The organism is Streptomyces rhizosphaerihabitans (assembly GCF_025399795.1).
In the GTDB taxonomy this organism is placed as follows: domain Bacteria; phylum Actinomycetota; class Actinomycetes; order Streptomycetales; family Streptomycetaceae; genus Streptomyces; species Streptomyces rhizosphaerihabitans.
The window spans coordinates 167310-183003 of record NZ_JAODTZ010000005.1 but is presented as its reverse complement, the minus strand read 5'-3'; the positions used below and the strand labels follow the sequence as shown (position 1 = coordinate 183003).

The window sequence follows — 15694 nt, the reverse complement described above, 5'->3', positions numbered from 1 at the left end:
GCGCGACAGGGCCAGACCCGCCCTGCTTCCCCTTGCTCTGCTCCCTTGCTCCGCTCCCTCCCCCGGTCCCGTCCTGCGTGGGCCGGAGGAGCTGTACGTCACCAGGCCGCACAAAGGAACCCCATGCCAACCGCTGAAGCCCTCGTCGTGACGGACCGGCCGAGCCGCTACCTCGTCCAGCTCTGCCGGCACTTCTCCAACAAGGGCCGCCACCTCGGTCACCGGCTCCACGGCCACGCGGGCGGTGATGAGCAGGCGCTACGTGACATGCGGACCGTCGCGGAGCAGGCGGAGGCCGAGTGGTCCGACATCGAAGGGAAAGTCGTCCTCGCCTGGGGTCGAATCACTCTGCGGGTCACGCCCGGAGTGCTGTCTCTGCATGTCGAGGCAGCCGCGGACGACGATCTGAGGCGGCTTCAGGATCTGGTCGCCGGACACATCGAGAGGTTCGGCCGACGCGACGGACTGCGGGTGCACTGGCAATCCCCGGAGACGCCCGCGCTGCCTCTCGCAGTCGCCGCCGCAGTTGCCGCCCAGTCTCCGGCGGGGGAGGCCGTGCCACGCCGCGGTCACTTCAGGGCGATGGGCCTCGTGGCCGTCGTCGTACTCGTCCTGGTCGTACACCTGGGGCTGGGCGGTGTTCTCCTGTCGAACTGGCGGTGGACCGGATGGGCCGTCGGCGGTCTCCTCGCGGTCGTTCTGGTGAAGGTCGCGCTGGTGGGCGGGTTCGCCGTCCGTCGCATGCCTCGGCGCTACGACAAGAATCGCGGCGTTGTCTGACCGCGTGACCCGTATCCCGTCACGGTGTGACCCGCGTGACCCGTGACCCCGGAAGTCCGTCCTGCCGTGACCGGAGGGCACGGGACCCCGCCGGGCGGAGTGGCTGCTACCTCGCCGGGATCTTCTGCTCGAACCAGACGACCTTGCCGCTGCTCAGTCTCGTCGCGCCCCAGCGCAGGGCGAGTTGATTGACCAGGAACAGGCCGCGGCCGCTCTCGTCCCCGAGGTCGGCGTGGCGCATTCGTGGCACCTGGGGCGAGTCGTCGGTCACCTCGCAGCGGAGCACGTCGGTGCGCAGCAGTCGCAGCGAGAGGGGTCGCGAGGCGAACCGCACGGCGTTCGTCACGACCTCGCTGACCATGAGTTCCGTCGGGTCGATCAGGGATTCGAGACCCCAGCGGCGAAGGGCCCTGCGGGTCAGCCGCCGCGCCTGCCCCGCGGTCATGGGGTGCGGGGCCAGGTACCAGTACCCGACGCTGTCCGGCGGGAAGCCCTCGAACCGGGCGGTGAGCAGGGCGATGTCGTCGTCCCGGGTCCCCGGGCTCAGGGTGCCCAGTACGTGATCGCAGAGCACCTCCAACGAGGCGAGCCTCTGGGCGCTGCTCTGGAGACGGACCCGCAGCGCCTCGACGCCGCTTCCGATGTCGGTGTCGCGGGACTCGACGAGTCCGTCGGTGTACAGCACCAGGGTCGCCCCGGTGGGCGCGGCCATCTCCACCGACTCGAAGACGACGCCGCCGACGCCGATCGGAGCACCGGGCGGGACGCCGAGGACTTCGGCGCGGCCGTCCTCGTGGAGCAGTACCGCGGGCGGGTGGCCGGCGTTCGCCATCAGCAGGCGGTGCGAGATCGGGTCGTAGATCGCGTAGAGGCAGGTCGCGATGTGGTCGCTGCCCAGCCGCTGGGCCTGCTCGTCGAGGTGGTGCAGGACCTCGTTGGGCGGCAGATCGAGACCGGCGAGGGTCTGCACGATGGTGCGCAGCTGGCCCATGATCGCGGCGGACGTCATGGAATGGCCCATGACGTCGCCGACGATCAGGGCGACGCGGTTGCCGGGAAGCGGGATCGCGTCGTACCAGTCGCCGCCGACCTGGGCGGTCTTCGAGGCGGGCAGGTAGCGGCTGGCCAGCCGGACGCCGGTGGGTTCGGGCAGCGACGACGGGAGCATGGTGTGCTGGAGGGTGTCCGCCACGGCTGCCTCGTGGCCGTACATCACCGCCTTCTGGACCCCGAGCGCGGTGTGCGTGGCAAGCTGCGAGGCGACGAGCAGGTCGTCGCCGGTGAAGACGGGCCGGTCCGTGCTCCGGAGCAGGACGACCGTTCCCATGACGTGATGGCTGCCGTGCAGCGGGGCGATGATCAGGCGGTGGCCCGGCGGCAGAGTCCCCGGCGGGTCCGCCCCCGCCGCGAGCAGTTCGGCGACGGCGGGCGCGTTGCCCGGCGCGTCACCGAACGCGGGACGTCCGTCCCGCAGCAGTTCCGCGAGCCGTCCGCTGCCGACAGGTTCCACCCGCTCGGCGACTTCGGGGAACGGGGGCGATGGCGGTGGCGGGGTCCCGTCGCCGTGCGGCGGCGTCGGCAACGCCCGGTCGGCGCTGTGCAGTTGGAGCACCACGGGTGCCGCCGACCGCTCCGTGCCCACCGGCAGCGGATCGTCGAGGTGGATGAATATCGCGTCCGCGAACGCCGGCACGGCTGCCTGCCGCAGTTCCCGGAGCGTCTCGTCCAGATCCATCCCGCGGGCGATCCGCCGCGTCGCCACATCGAGATACCGGAGGCGGTCGGTCTGCGGCACGCGGCCGTCCGTCACTGCGGAAGGTGAGGGGCGGCCCTGTGGCGGGGCGGTGCCCTCGTGGGGGGTGTGGTGCTCGGTCACGCGTTCTGTCCCGTCCGGTGGGTGGCGCGGTCCGCGGCTCGGACTCCGCCTCCTCAGTCACACCTTCTGCAGCAGAGGAACACCTGTTCCTCTGGCGGGACATCGGCCACCGCGGGGGCGTACGTGTACGACGTCTCCTTGACGATCTCGAAGCCCGCCTCCTCGACGACCTTGTGCAGGTCCTCCCGCAGGTAACCGGAGACCCTGATCGTGTTCCCGAGGAACGGGATCGAGAAGTCGTCCACATCGGCCTCGACCATCGACAGGACGAACAGGCCACCGGGAACAAGAAGATGACGAATGGTCAGCAGGGCGAGCGGAATCTCCTCGCGCGGCAGCATCAGCAGCGAGAAGAAGGCGGCGACGGCGTCGAACCGGCCGAGGTCGCGCGGGCCGCCCGGCCGAAGGTCGGCGAGGTCCAGTTGGTGGAACGTCGCGTCGGGGACGTAGGTGCTCGCGAGCTTCACCATGCCGCCGGAGAGGTCGACCCCCACGACCTCGAATCCGGCGTCCGTCATCTGGTGCGAGGTCGGCACCCCCGTGCCGCAGCCGAGATCCAGGACCCGTGATCCCGCGCCGAGTGATTCGATCAGCCACTCGCCTGCGGTGACCTGGCCTTCTTTGTGTGGAAAGGCCTCGTCGTAGCGGTCGCCGATGGCGTCGAAGGCTTCGGCCTGGCCTCTGCGGTCGAGCCGGATGCTCTCGTAATCAGTCCCGTGATTGCTGTTGATCACGAAAGAAACCTTTCATGGGGGCTATCGGATTATTTCACAATTCGGATGAAAGCGGCCGTGACGGGATCTCCGAGCCTTATAGGTCGCTCAGGAGACGTCAATTCGAGACGATAGTCGTTCAGTGTTCGGCGAGATGCCCAAGTGTCCGAAATCGCTCGGCGGGCGGGACGGCTCCCGCGCCGGGTGCCCGGCTGTCCATCGCACCCGAACTCGCGTGAACGGCAAGGATGTTGGCATGTCCGGGCGGCACGGACACGGCCGGAATCCGTCCGGCGGACGCTGTGGCCGGAGCCGGCTGCGGCGACAACTCGCCCCCGTGGTCGGGGTGCACGGCGAAGTCGGCTTCGCATGGGCGGAGTTGGAGTCCCAACGTGACACCACCCCGGCCCCCGGCCTCGAGGCCGGAGCCGACGCACTCACCGGGAACAGGACGACGCACTCACCGGGAACACGACTGCGAACGCACTGGAGATACGTCGATGTGCTCGCCGGCAACGCGACGTGGCACGCGCCGGGAACCGGCGACCGGGAACTCGACGGCCGTCGCCCCGCTCGGCGGATTTCCCCCTCGGCCCCGACGGTTCCGACGCGGCCGGGCGGCCCTCTCCCGGTACCGGAATGTCGCATTCGTGGAAGGATCGTGTCCAGTCCCGGGCCCGAGCCCGGAAGTGGCCCGCCACGGCCCGCCCGCCACAGGCCCCGGGCCTGCGGTACGTGCTCATGTCTCACGGGGACGTGGAGGTTGCTGTGTCCGTACACCGCGTAGGCCTGGTCGTCCACCAGGGGCGGACGGCGGCCCGGGATGTCGCCCGAGCCGTACACGCCTGGTGCGACGCGCGAGGCATCCGGTGCACCGAGATCGACGTCTGGGCCAAGAACCAGCAGCGTCGTGGCGGGCGCGCGGAAGCCGCAGCGGCCGGCAACCCGGACCTCGTCGTCACGCTCGGCGGCGACGGCACCTTCCTGCGCGGTGCCCGGATCGCCGTCAAGAGCGGCGCGAACGTGCTGGGCGTCGACCTAGGCAAGGTCGGGTTCCTCACCGAGGTGCCGGCAGCCGACGTCACACGGGCGCTGCAGGCGGTCCACGACGGGAAGGCCACCGTCGAGGAGCGCATGACGCTGACCATGCGGGCCTCCCGCGCCCTGGAGATCCCCGGGGGAATGGAGGCACTGCTCCACTACGGACGGGGTCCCGCCCTGCCGCCGCCGCAGGTCAGAGCCGAGACGACGGAGGGCGACGGCTGGGGAGTGGCCCTGGACGTCACAGCCCTGAACGACGTCGTCCTGGAGAAACTGGCCAGGGACCGCCAGGTCAGTGTCGGCGTCTACATCGCCGGACGGCGGCTGGCCTCCTACTCGGCGGACGCCTTCGCCGTCGCCACCCCCACCGGATCGACGGCCTACAGTTTCGCCGCCGGCGGTCCCGTGCTCTCCCCGCACATGGACGCGGTCGTCTTCACGCCGATCGCGCCGCACATGACCTTCAACCGCAGCGTGGTCGCCGCGCCGGACGAGCCCGTCGCCCTGCGGGTGCTGCCCCACTCGGGCCAGGCAGCCGTGAGTATCGACGGCCAGCTGCGCGGTGTACTCGACCCCGGCGACTGGATCGGTGTCTTCCGGGCTCCGCAGCGGGTGCGCCTCATCCGGCTGCACCCCACCGACTTCTACGGCCGGCTGCGCGACCGCTTCCGCCTCACCGACGCACCGGCAACGGCCGCCGACGGCGAGCCCGCCCCGTTCTTCCGCCCCGACACCCCCATCCCGCCGGACCTCGCGGAACTGCGCCTGCCGCCTCCTTCGGCGGCTCGCTGACGGTGGGAGCCGCGTCCCGCGCGGATCCCACCGCCCGCGCCGGACGGCCGATGCCGGCATCGGGAGGCCGGCATCGGGCGTTGTGCGGCCGACATGGACGTCGGGCCGCGTCGCGCGGGATGTCGCGATTTTCCGGGAGAAGCTGTCGATCCTGGTGTGTCCCGTTCGACGCACGGGTGAGATCGGGAAACCACGAACCCATGGAGCACGGTCATGCCCAAGCTGCGCGTACACAACATCACCGTTTCGGTGGACGGATATGCCGCCGGCCCCCACCAGCGTCTCGAACACCCGCTCGGCGAGGGCTTCGAAGGGATGCATGAATGGATGTTCGCCGCGATGCGCGACCTGGCCGACGGCAAGGGGGGAATCGACGTCGAGTACGTGGAGCGCAGCGAGGAGAACATCGGCGCCACCATCATGGGCCGCAATATGTTCGGGCCCCAGCGCGGACCGTGGGAGGACGAGTCGTGGACAGGCTGGTGGGGCCCCAACCCTCCCTACCACAACGACGTGTTCGTGCACACGCACCACCTGCGGCCCTCGGTGGTCATGGAGGGCGGAACGACCTTCCACTTCACGGACGAACCCATCGAGACGGTCCTCGCCCGTGCCTTCGAGGCGGCGGCGGGCAAGGACGTCCGGATCGGCGGCGGAGCGGCCACCGTCCAGCAGTACCTGCGTGCCGGGCTGATCGACGAACTGCACCTGGCCGTCGTCCCGCGGCTCCTGGGCCGGGGCGAGCGCCTGTTCGACAACCTGGGGGACGGGATCGACGGCTACAAGGTCGCCGAGCTGGTCGGATCGCCGGCCGCGACGCACGTCAGGCTGCTCCGTCGCTGACCGCCCTCCAGGTCCGGTCCGGCCGCTCCGTCGCCCACCGCCCCGGGGGCGGCGGCCGGTCCGCGGCCTGCACCCCCGGGCGGCGACCGGTCCGCGGCTTGCTCCCGCAGGCGGTGAGCCGGTCAGTGCCCTGCGCCGCGAGCGCGGGCTCAGTCCTCCTGTGCGGGCGTGCCCGGTCCGGGCGCGCCCACGCGCAGGCCGTCCATCACCAGGTCCAGCAGGCGTCGGGCGCGCGCCTGCCAGTCCCCGTGCGGGTCGAGCTGCCAGAGTCCCGCGATGGCGAGCATGAAGTCGTCGGGGCTCACCCCCGGCCGGATGGTGCCCGCGTCCTCGTTGGCCTTCAGAAGGAGCGCGACAGCCGAACTCATGGGCCCGTGGCCGAGTTTCGTCAGCGTGCCCCGGGGTGCGCTGGTGGCCGTCCGCAGCGCTTCTGCCAGGCCCGCCTTGGCCATGGCGTAGCGCGCGAGACGGTCCATCCACTCCCGCAGCGCCCGGTCCGGCGCGCGGGTGGCGAGCAGGTGCGGCGCCGTGTCGGCGACCTGCTGCACCTCGTAGCGGTAGACCTCCAGAACGAGGGCCTCTCGATGGGGGAAGTTGCGGTAGAAAGTCCCCTGTCCGACCCCCGCCTTCTTCGCGATCGCGCTCAGCGGCGTGTCCGCCGAGCGGGTCAGCTCCGCCAGGGCCACGGCCAGGATGCGTTCGCGATTGCGCTGCGCGTCCGAGCGCAGAGGTCCGTCCGGACGTGCGGGCTCGCCCGCGCCCACCGGTGCGTCCTTGTTGGGCTGCACGCGTACTCCTTCCGGAGCGACGGCCGGATTCCTGCCGGGGCCACGGCCGGACCGCCCTTGCTAACCGGACAGCTGTCCGCTAGGTTCGCTGGTAGTGGACAGCTGTCCGCTTAGAGCCCACTTTAGTGGCTGACCAGCTCCGTGCGGATGGCCGGAACCTGTCGCCGACCGGCATTCTTGCGCACCCGGCGGGTTTCTCGGCCGCGGACCTCCCGATTTCACGTACGACCTCGACGCTCCCGTACGAGTTCTGTTCACCCATCACGAATTCGACGCTTCGACGCGCACCACACACGCGAAAGAAGGCCGGCCATGGCCCCATCGACGTCCAGTGCCATCACTTTGAACATCAACGGCGAGAAGTACACGCTGCCCGTCGACCACCGCACCACCCTGCTCGACGCCCTGCGCGAGCGCCTCGATCTCACCGGCACCAAGAAGGGCTGTGATCAGGGGCAATGCGGCGCCTGTACGGTGCTGATCGACGGGCGCCGGGCGCTGTCCTGTCTGCAACTCGCGGTGGCCGCCGAGGGGCGGGCGATCACCACCATCGAAGGCGTGGCGGACGGCGAACGGCTTCATCCGGTGCAGCGGGCCTTCCTCGAACTCGACGGCTATCAGTGCGGCTACTGCACTCCGGGGCAGATCTGTTCGGCCCTCGGGATGCTCGCGGAGCACGCGGACGGCTGGCCGAGCGCCGTGACGGCCGACGTCCGTCCGGAGGCGGAGCCGCCTCCGCTGAGCGCCGAGGAGATCCGGGAGCGCATGAGCGGCAATCTGTGCCGCTGCGGCGCGTACGTGCAGATCGCCCAGGCGGTCGCGCGTGCCGCCGAGTCGCCGCTCGGCGAGACCGAGGAGCGCGTCGCATGAGGGAGTTCGGTTATGAGCGCGCCGTCGACGTCTCCTCCGCGGTCACCCTGCTCGCAGGCGACCCGGACGCGCGCTTCCTCGGCGGCGGCACCAATCTCGTCGACCTGATGAAGGCGGGGGTCGAGCGGCCGGCCCGGCTCGTGGACATTCGTGAACTGCCCCTGGGCCGGATCGACTTCACCCCTGCTACCGGCCTGCGGATCGGAGCCACCGTCACCAACGCCGATCTAGCCGCGCACCCCGAAGTGCGGCGCCGCTACCCGGCGTTGGCGCAGGCCGTATTGGCCGGTGCCTCGGGGCAGTTGCGCAACATGGCGACGGTCGGCGGAAACCTGCTGCAGCGCACCAGGTGCGGCTACTTCACCGACCTGGCGAAGCCCTGCAACAAGAGGGCGCCCGGCAGCGGTTGTCCGGCCATCGCGGGCGAGCACCACAACCACGCGATCCTCGGCGCCTCCGCGCACTGCGTGGCGACCCATCCGTCCGACATGGCGGTCGCCCTCACCGCGTTCGACGCGGTCGTCTCCTACGAAACTGCCTCCGGAACAGGTGAGTTGCCGCTCACCGACCTGTATCCGCCCGTCGGTGACACCCCGCACCGTGAGACCGCGCTGCCGCCCGGCGCCCTGATCACCGGCGTCACCCTTCCGCCCGGCCCCTTGGCCGAGCGGTCCCGCTACCGGAAGGTTCGCGAGCGCGCGTCGTACGCGTTCGCCATCGGCTCGATCGCCGCCGCGCTCGATGTCCGGGGCGGCGTCGTACGCGAAGTGCGCCTGGCCTTCGGGGCGGTGGCTTCCCGGCCGTGGCGGGCCCGGGAGGCGGAGCGGGTCCTGCTCGGCGGTCCGGTGAGTGCCGAGGCTTTCGCCGCCGCCGCGGACGCCGAACTGGCGGCCGCCGAACCGCTGCCGCACAACGGCTACAAGGTCCAGCTGATGCGGAACCTCGTCGTCGCCGTCCTGTCCGAACTCGCAGAGGAGGCCTCACGATGAGCGCCACCACCGACAGCACGACCATGACGAAGGCGGTCGGCTCGGCGCACACGCGGGTGGAGGGCGTCGCCAAGGTCACCGGGACGGCCCGCTACGCCGCGGAGGTCCCCCACCCCGAACTCGCGCACGGATGGCTGGTGTTGTCCACGATCGCGCGGGGCCGCATCCGCTCCGTCGAGGACGCGCCCGTCCTTGGCATGCCCGGTGTGCTCGCTGTCCTGCACCACGGGAACGCCCCCCGGCTCGACGGAACCTATACGACCCCCTTCGGTCCGCCCGACCGGGGTCTTCAGCTCCTCCAGGACGAACGGGTGCCGTTCGTCGGCCGACCGGTGGCGCTGGTCGTCGCCGAGACGCCCGAGCAGGCGAGGGAAGCGGCCGAGGCGCTGGTCGTCCGGTACGACGAGGAGCCGCACGATGTCGCGTTCTTCGCCGACCGCCCCGGGATGTACACACCGGAGGGGGCCGAGCAGGGCAAGGGCGACGTGGCGGCCGAACTCGCCGCGTCCGCCGTCGTGGTGGACGCGCGGTACAGCACACCCGAAGAGCACCACAGTGCGATGGAACCGCATGCGGCGACCGCCCGCTGGGACGGCGGCCGGCTCGACGTGATCGACTCCAACCAGGGCAGCAGGTGGGTGGCGGACGAACTCGCGAAGCTGTTCTCGCTCGACCCGGACGCGGTGCGGGTGCGGTCCGAACACGTCGGCGGCGGCTTCGGATCCAAGGCGACCCGGCCGCACGTGGTGCTCGCGGTAATGGCGGCGACCGTCCTGCGCCGCCCGGTCCGCGTCGTACTGACCCGCCGTCAGATGTTCTCGCTCGTCGGCTACCGCAGTCCCACCGAGCAACGCGTCAGGCTCGGTGCCGACCCCGACGGGCGGCTGCGGGCGCTCGACCACCAGGCGGAGTGTCTGACCTCGACGGTGCACGAATTCATCGAGCGCAGCGCCGACTTCGGACGTCCGCTGTACGACGCGGACGCCCACCACACCGTCACCCGGGTGGTCGCGCTCGACGTCCCCACCCCGACCTGGATGCGCGCCCCGGGGGAGGCGCCGGGGTCGTTCGCCCTGGAGTCGGCGCTCGACGAACTCGCCGAGAAGTGCGGTATCGACCCGATCGCCCTGCGTCTCCGCAACGAGCCGGCCGTGGGCCCGCTCTCCGGACTCCCGTTCAGCGGCCGCAATCTCCGCGGCTGCTTCGAGGAGGGCGCCCGCCGGTTCGGCTGGGCGGACCGCGACGCGCGGCCGGGCGTTCGCCGCGAGGGCCGCTGGCTGCTCGGCACCGGCACGGCCGCAGCGGCGTTCCCGACCCTGTCGGCCCCCTCGACGGCGGCCGTGACGGCGGAGGCGGACGGCACTTTCACCGTACGGGTCACCGCGATGGACATCGGGACGGGTGCGCGGACCGCGCTGACCCTGGTCGCCGCCGACGCGTTGGAGGTGCCACCGGACCGTATCCGGATGCGCATCGGGGACAGCGAGTTCGGGTCCGCCATCATCGCCGGTGGCTCGATGGGCACCCGCTCCTGGTCCTGGGCGATCATCGCCGCGGCGCGCGAACTGCGGGACCGGCTGGTTCCGGGCGCGGCCGTCCCGCCCGAGGGCATCACCGTGCGGTCCGACACCTCGGCCGCCGTCGGCGCGCTACCGGACATGGAACGGCACACCTTCGGGGCCCAGTTCGCCGAAGTGGCCGTCGACGTCACCAGCGGAGAGGTGCGCGTGCGGCGGATGCTCGGCATCTTCGCGGCGGGCCGGATCGTCAACCCGCTGACCGCACGAGGCCAGTTCATCGGCGGCATGACCTGGGGACTGTCCATGGCCCTGCACGAGGAGGCGATCCGGGACCAGGCCTCCGGCGGACATGTCGGCGCCGACCTCGCCGGCTACCACTTCTCCGCCCACGCCGACATACCCGCCATCGAGGCCGACTGGCTGGACGACCCCGATCCGCACGACCCGATCGGCATCAAGGGCATCGGCGAGATCGGGGTCGTGGGAGCCGCCGCCGCGATCGCCAACGCGGTCTGGCACGCGACCGGCGTACGCCACCGGACCCTGCCGATCCGGCCCGACCGGGTGCTGACGGCGGGGGCGGGCGGACATGCTTGACATCGCCCGCGAGTTGAGCCGGTGGATCGAGGAGGACCGGGAGTTCGCCGTGGCCACGGTGGTGGCCGTCGGCGGCAGCGCCCCGCGTCGGCCCGGCGCCGCGCTCGCGGTGGACACCGGGGGGACGGCGGTCGGTTCCGTCTCCGGCGGTTGCGTGGAGGGCGCGGTGTACGACCTGTGCGCGCAGGCGCTCCGGGACGGTCGGACGGTGCTGGAGCGGTTCGGCTACAGCGACGCGGACGCGTTCGCGGTCGGCCTGACCTGCGGCGGGGTCATCGACGTGCTCGTCACGCCGGTCCGTGCCGCTGCGCCGGTGCTCACGAAGTGGCCGGCGGCGGTGGTCCGGGGAGCGGCCGCAGCCCTCGTCCGCGTGGCCCGCGGACCGGCCGAACTACTGGGCGGGGCGCTGCTGTTGCGTGCCGACGGATCGTACGACGGCGGTCTGGGCGGCGGTCCGGAGCTGGACCGGAGCGCGGCCGGGGAAGCACGGACGATGCTCGATGCCGGGCGTACCGGCACGGTCGAGATCGCGGAGGACGGTTCCCGTTGCCCCGGCGGGGTGACCCTGTTCGTCGAGTCGAGTGTGCCGCCGCCCCGGATGATCGTGTTCGGGGCGGTGGACTTCGCGGCGGCGTTGGTGCGGACGGGCAAGTTCCTCGGCTACCACGTGACGGTGTGCGACGCCCGTCCTGTCTTCGCCACGCGCGGCCGCTTCCCCGAGGCGGACGACATCGTGGTCGACTGGCCGCACCGCTACCTGCGGCGTACCGCGACCGACCACCGCACCGTGGTGTGCGTGCTCACGCACGACGCGAAGTTCGATGTCCCTTTGCTGGAGGTGGCGTTGCGGCTGCCGGTCGCGTTCGTCGGTGCCATGGGCTCGCGCCGCACCCACCGGGACCGCGACCGACGTCTGCGCGAAGTCGGCCTGACCGAGGATGAGTTGGCCCGGCTGCGCTCCCCGATCGGCCTCGACCTCGGGGCCCGTACACCCGAGGAGACGGCGTTGTCCATCGCGGCTGAGATCGTCGCGGCCGGGCGCGGCGGAACGGGGATGCCGCTGACCGGGTCAGGGACGCCGATCCATCACGACCGGACCGGAACACCAACGGCGGAGGCCAGATGAATCGGTTGCGGCGGGCTCGGCGGCGGGCGGGCCGCAAGGAGCCCGCGGTATCGCTTGCTGTCACGGCTGTCACGGCTGTCACGGCTGGTACGACTGGTACGGCTGGTACGGCTGGTACGGCCGTCGTGGCAGGTGCGCCGCTCAGGAACGCGCGACCCCGCTCGCCAGCCAGTCGTACGCCGCCTGTGCCGTGAACTCGGCCTGGCCGCCGCGCATCACCAGCTCGGCCCGCGCGAAGGCGGGGTCGTCGGCCTGTGCGGCGGCATAGGGGACGGCGATGCAGCGCATGCCGGCCGCGCGAGCGGCGGCGGCGCCCGGCGCGGCGTCCTCCAGGACCACGCAGTCCGCCGGGGCGGCGCCCAGCCGGCGCGCCGCTTCCAGGAACACGTCGGGGGCCGGCTTGCCGTGCGCCACCTCGTCGGCCGACACGACGGTCGTGAGCCGGGAGGCGAGGCCCGTGCCTGCCAGGATCGCCTCGATGGCCTCGGGCGATGATCCGGAGGCCACGGCCATCGGGACGCCGGCGGCCGCCAGCAGGTCCACGAACGTCCGCATCTCGGGGTACACCTGCGTCGAGGCGCGGGCCAATTCCAGCTAGCGGCGGTTCGTCTCGGCGAGCAGGGTGTCCAGCGGGGCCGTCAGACCGTAACGCTCCTGCCAGAGCGCGAGCGTCTCCTGGGTGCTGATGCCGACGTATCGCTCATGTTCGGCCCAGGTGAAGTCGGTGACACCCTGCCCGGCGAGTGTCCGGCGTCCGGCTTCGAAGAGTTCGGTTCGCTGTCCACGAGCGTTCCGTCAAGATCGAAGATGACCGAAGTTCTGCCGAGGGTGCTCATGCGGTCAAGGATGCCCGGGAGTGATCCTGGACAGCCGTGCAGCCGTGCAGCCGTGCAGCCGTGCAGCCGTGCAGCCGTGCAGCCGTGCGGGGATGCCGCCCTGGCACCGCTCGGCTGCCCGCGCGTGCCGCCCGTTCCGGGGGCGGGTGCTCAGCTCCGCGCCGCCCGCCCGATCGACTCCACCAGCGGCAGCAACCGGTGCGGGACGCGCTCGCGCAGGGCCACCTCGGTCCGGGTGCGGACCACGCCGGGCAGGCTGATCAACGCCTGGATCACATCCTCCAGGTGGGCGTTGTCGCGCGCGGCGACCCGGGTGATCAGATCACCGCCGCCGGTGATCGAGAACGCCTCGATGATCTCGGGCACGGCGGCGAGCGCGTCGCCGACGTCGTCGAGATGGCCCTGCGTGACCTCGATGTGCACGAAGGCGAGCACGGGGTGGCCGAGCGCCGCGGGGGACAGCGACGGGGCCGTCCCGGTGATCACCCCGTCGCGCTCCAGCCGGTCGAGGCGGGCCTGAAGCGTGCCGCGGGCGACACCGAGGACGCGGGCGTATTCGCGGACGCTGGTGCGCGGCTGCTCCAGAAGCAGCCGCAGGATGCGGGTGTCGAGCTCGTCCACGGCCATGGTCCGTTGGCCTCCCTGTGGCCGACAATGATCACTTTCAACTGTACCAATGGCCCAGTCTGAACCGTGCGGGTTGAGCCAGTTCCGGACTGCCGCTTACCTTGTCCCTATTGATGGCGCTGCGCAGCGCCGGACGGCAAGGACGCCGTACCGGACCCGCGGCGCCTTTCGCATGTGCGCTGCGCATGCCGAACCAGAGCTGAAGTGCGAAGTGGGGGCGGGCCGCCGACGGTGAAGAAGATGTTCATGGCTCCGGATCCGGGACTGTTCCGGCTGCGGGTCTCGCTCCGGGCGGTCCTCGGCATCGGACTCGCGGTCACCCTGTGCCAACTGGCCGGGCTCTCGCTCCCCGCGTCGATCACCGGCGGGCTCGCGGCGCTCCTCGCGCTGTTCACGGTCGGCGATCCGACGGTGCGCGGCCAGGCAGGCACCACCGCGCTGCTCCCGGTGGCCGGTCTCCCGGTCCTCACGGTCGCGACCGCCCTGCACGGGGTGCCGGCTCTGCGGGACGCCACCTGGCTCGCCGTGGTCTTCATCGGGGTGTACGCGCGCCGCTACGGCCCGCGCGGGCACGCACTCGGCATCTTCGCGTTCATGATGTTCTTCACCACCCAGTTCCTGCACGCGGTGCCCGGCCAGCTCCCGCAGCTGTACGCCGCCGTCGCCCTCTCGCTGGCGGCTTCCTCGGCCGTGCGGTTCGGCGCCTGGTGCGTCGAGCGGCGCAGCCCCCTGCCCGCCGCGCCGCTGCCGCTGGAGGGACGCGGCCTGGCGCGCCCCGCCACCCGCCAGGCCTTCCAGGCGACCGCGGCCTGCGCCTTCGCACTCACCGCGGGCCAGCTGCTCTCGCACGATCGCTGGTACTGGGCCGTCGGCACCGCGTGGTGGATCTTCGTCAACACGGCCTCGCGCGGCGAGACGCTGGTGCGCGGCTTCCGGCGCGTGGTCGGCACGCTCACCGGGATCGTGGCCGGGCTCCTCATCGCCGTACCGCTGCACGGCGCGCCGGCGCCCACCGCCGTCCTCGTCGCGGTGAGCGTCTTCGGGATCTTCTACACGGCCGCGCCCTCGTACAGCTGGATGATGTTCTTCGTCACCGTCATGGCGGGCCTCCTCTACGGGCTGCTCGGCGTCCTGCACCCGGGTCTGCTGGGCCTCCGGCTCGCCGAGACCGGTGTCGGCGCGCTCGGCGCGGCGCTCGCGGTCGCGCTCGTCCTGCCCATCACCACCCACACGGTCACCGACCGGTGGATCGAGCGCGCCCTGCACGCCGTGCACGGCTGTACCTCGGCGGCGGCCCGGCGGCTCGCGGGCGACGCCCAGGCCGACCCCGCGCCGCGCGCAGGGGAGCTCGAAGCACTTCTGGGGCGCGTACGGATGGCTCTCGCGCCCCTGGTGCATCCGCTCAACCCGATGCGGCAGCGCAAGGAGCGAGCCCGCGCGATCCTCGCCCTGCTCGACGACTGCGCGCGCGAGGTGCGGGGTCTCGCCGCTGTCGCCGCCGACCCGGAGGCCTCGCACGACGCCCGCCTCACAGCGGCCTGCCGACGGGTCGAGTCGGCGATGGAGTCCCTGGTCGGCGCCGTACCGGGAGGCACTCCGGCGGCCCACCACGGCGCCCCCGGCCACCACCCCGGTGCCGAGCAGGCGCTCGTCCATCTGCACGGCCTGGAACGGGCGCTCGTCGAACTGGCGACACCGCTGCGCGGCTCGCTGCTCCTCGGCGCCTGACGTCTGCGGGGCTCTTCCCCCGGTGTCCGGCCGTCACCCGTGGTCCCAGGAGGCCGCCCTCCCTCTGTGGACACGGACGCCCGGAATGAGGCAGATTTACCGGCCATCCACAGGGCGGATCGCCGCACCCGCCGGGTGACTCCGCGGCCTTCGGACACGCGGGCGCCGCGGACCGGGCGGGAGCGGCCCGCGGGCGGAACTCTTGGGGGCGGCACCATGCGCGACTTCCCGCGCGGCACCACACATGAAGAGCCCACGGCCGACAGATCGGACGCCGGGCACCCGGGCCCCCAGGACGACGGCCCGGCCGGTTGGCTGGACCGGATCCGGCACGACGACGAGCACGGCGGCGAAGATCCGGAACGAGGGCGCGGACGCCCGCTGGACGGCCTCGGAGCGACCCCTGCCGCCATCGGCCCGACGCGCGCCCCGGAAGCTCGTGGCGGCCGCGGTACGGACTTCACACGGCCTCCTGCCCCGAACGCGCCAGGCGCTCCGGCCGATTGTCGTACGGACTTCACACGGCCTCCTGCCCCGAACGCACCCGGTGTGCCGGCCGACGGTTCCG

12 protein-coding genes and 1 pseudogene are annotated in these 15694 nt (G+C 72.0%); 8 read left to right on the top strand and 5 right to left on the bottom strand.

Going from position 1 to position 15694, the window contains the following annotated elements:
• The first annotated feature begins 123 nt into the window (after positions 1-123).
• Positions 124-780: a DUF2218 domain-containing protein gene (locus N4G66_RS07240; protein ID WP_261703123.1), complete on the top strand. Its 657-nt coding sequence runs from the start codon at positions 124-126 to the stop codon at positions 778-780.
• Between the two features lie 106 nt (positions 781-886).
• Here N4G66_RS07240 and N4G66_RS07235 read toward each other — a convergent pair whose 3' ends face one another.
• Positions 887-2575 carry a SpoIIE family protein phosphatase gene (locus N4G66_RS07235; RefSeq protein ID WP_391858769.1) on the bottom strand — a complete coding sequence of 563 codons (1689 nt, stop codon included), beginning with the start codon at positions 2573-2575 and terminating at the stop codon, positions 887-889.
• A 134-nt stretch (positions 2576-2709) separates the two neighbouring features.
• Positions 2710-3390, bottom strand: a complete 681-nt coding sequence (locus N4G66_RS07230) for a class I SAM-dependent DNA methyltransferase (protein WP_261703122.1) — start codon at positions 3388-3390, stop codon at positions 2710-2712.
• Positions 3391-4137: 747 nt separating this feature from the next.
• Between N4G66_RS07230 and N4G66_RS07225 the strand changes: the two genes are divergently transcribed.
• Positions 4138-5202, top strand: a complete 1065-nt coding sequence (locus N4G66_RS07225; protein ID WP_261703121.1) for an NAD(+)/NADH kinase — start codon at positions 4138-4140, stop codon at positions 5200-5202.
• A gap of 213 nt (positions 5203-5415) precedes the next feature.
• Positions 5416-6045 (top strand): dihydrofolate reductase family protein, encoded by a 630-nt coding sequence (locus N4G66_RS07220; protein ID WP_261703120.1) that lies wholly within the window; start codon positions 5416-5418, stop codon positions 6043-6045.
• Positions 6046-6194: 149 nt separating this feature from the next.
• Here N4G66_RS07220 and N4G66_RS07215 read toward each other — a convergent pair whose 3' ends face one another.
• Positions 6195-6833, bottom strand: coding sequence for a TetR/AcrR family transcriptional regulator (locus N4G66_RS07215; protein WP_391858768.1), 639 nt, complete (start codon positions 6831-6833; stop codon positions 6195-6197).
• A 312-nt stretch (positions 6834-7145) separates the two neighbouring features.
• On the opposite strand from N4G66_RS07215, the gene N4G66_RS07210 reads away from it, so the two are divergent.
• The 4 genes from N4G66_RS07210 to N4G66_RS07195 are packed head-to-tail and all read left to right on the top strand — an operon-like array spanning position 7146 to position 11935.
• On the top strand, positions 7146-7703 hold the full coding sequence (locus N4G66_RS07210; RefSeq protein WP_261703119.1) for a (2Fe-2S)-binding protein: 558 nt from the start codon (positions 7146-7148) through the stop codon (positions 7701-7703).
• Entirely contained in the window at positions 7700-8692 is a 993-nt protein-coding gene (locus N4G66_RS07205; RefSeq protein ID WP_261703118.1) for an FAD binding domain-containing protein, read from the top strand. The genes N4G66_RS07210 and N4G66_RS07205 overlap by 4 nt, the downstream gene beginning before the upstream one ends.
• Positions 8689-10809, top strand: coding sequence for a xanthine dehydrogenase family protein molybdopterin-binding subunit (locus N4G66_RS07200; protein WP_261703117.1), 2121 nt, complete (start codon positions 8689-8691; stop codon positions 10807-10809). Before N4G66_RS07205 ends, N4G66_RS07200 begins: the two co-directional genes overlap by 4 nt.
• Complete coding sequence (locus tag N4G66_RS07195; protein WP_261703116.1) at positions 10802-11935, top strand: XdhC family protein; 1134 nt, start codon at positions 10802-10804, stop codon at positions 11933-11935. Before N4G66_RS07200 ends, N4G66_RS07195 begins: the two co-directional genes overlap by 8 nt.
• A 141-nt stretch (positions 11936-12076) precedes the next feature.
• On the opposite strand, the pseudogene N4G66_RS07190 reads toward N4G66_RS07195, so the two are convergent.
• A pseudogene (locus tag N4G66_RS07190) lies at positions 12077-12771 on the bottom strand (HAD family hydrolase).
• 150 nt (positions 12772-12921) lie between these two features.
• On the bottom strand, positions 12922-13398 hold the full coding sequence (locus N4G66_RS07185) for an Lrp/AsnC family transcriptional regulator (protein ID WP_261703115.1): 477 nt from the start codon (positions 13396-13398) through the stop codon (positions 12922-12924).
• Between the two features lie 240 nt (positions 13399-13638).
• On the opposite strand from N4G66_RS07185, the gene N4G66_RS07180 reads away from it, so the two are divergent.
• Entirely contained in the window at positions 13639-15126 is a 1488-nt protein-coding gene (locus N4G66_RS07180; RefSeq protein ID WP_261703114.1) for an FUSC family protein, read from the top strand.
• The last annotated feature ends 568 nt before the right edge of the window (positions 15127-15694 follow it).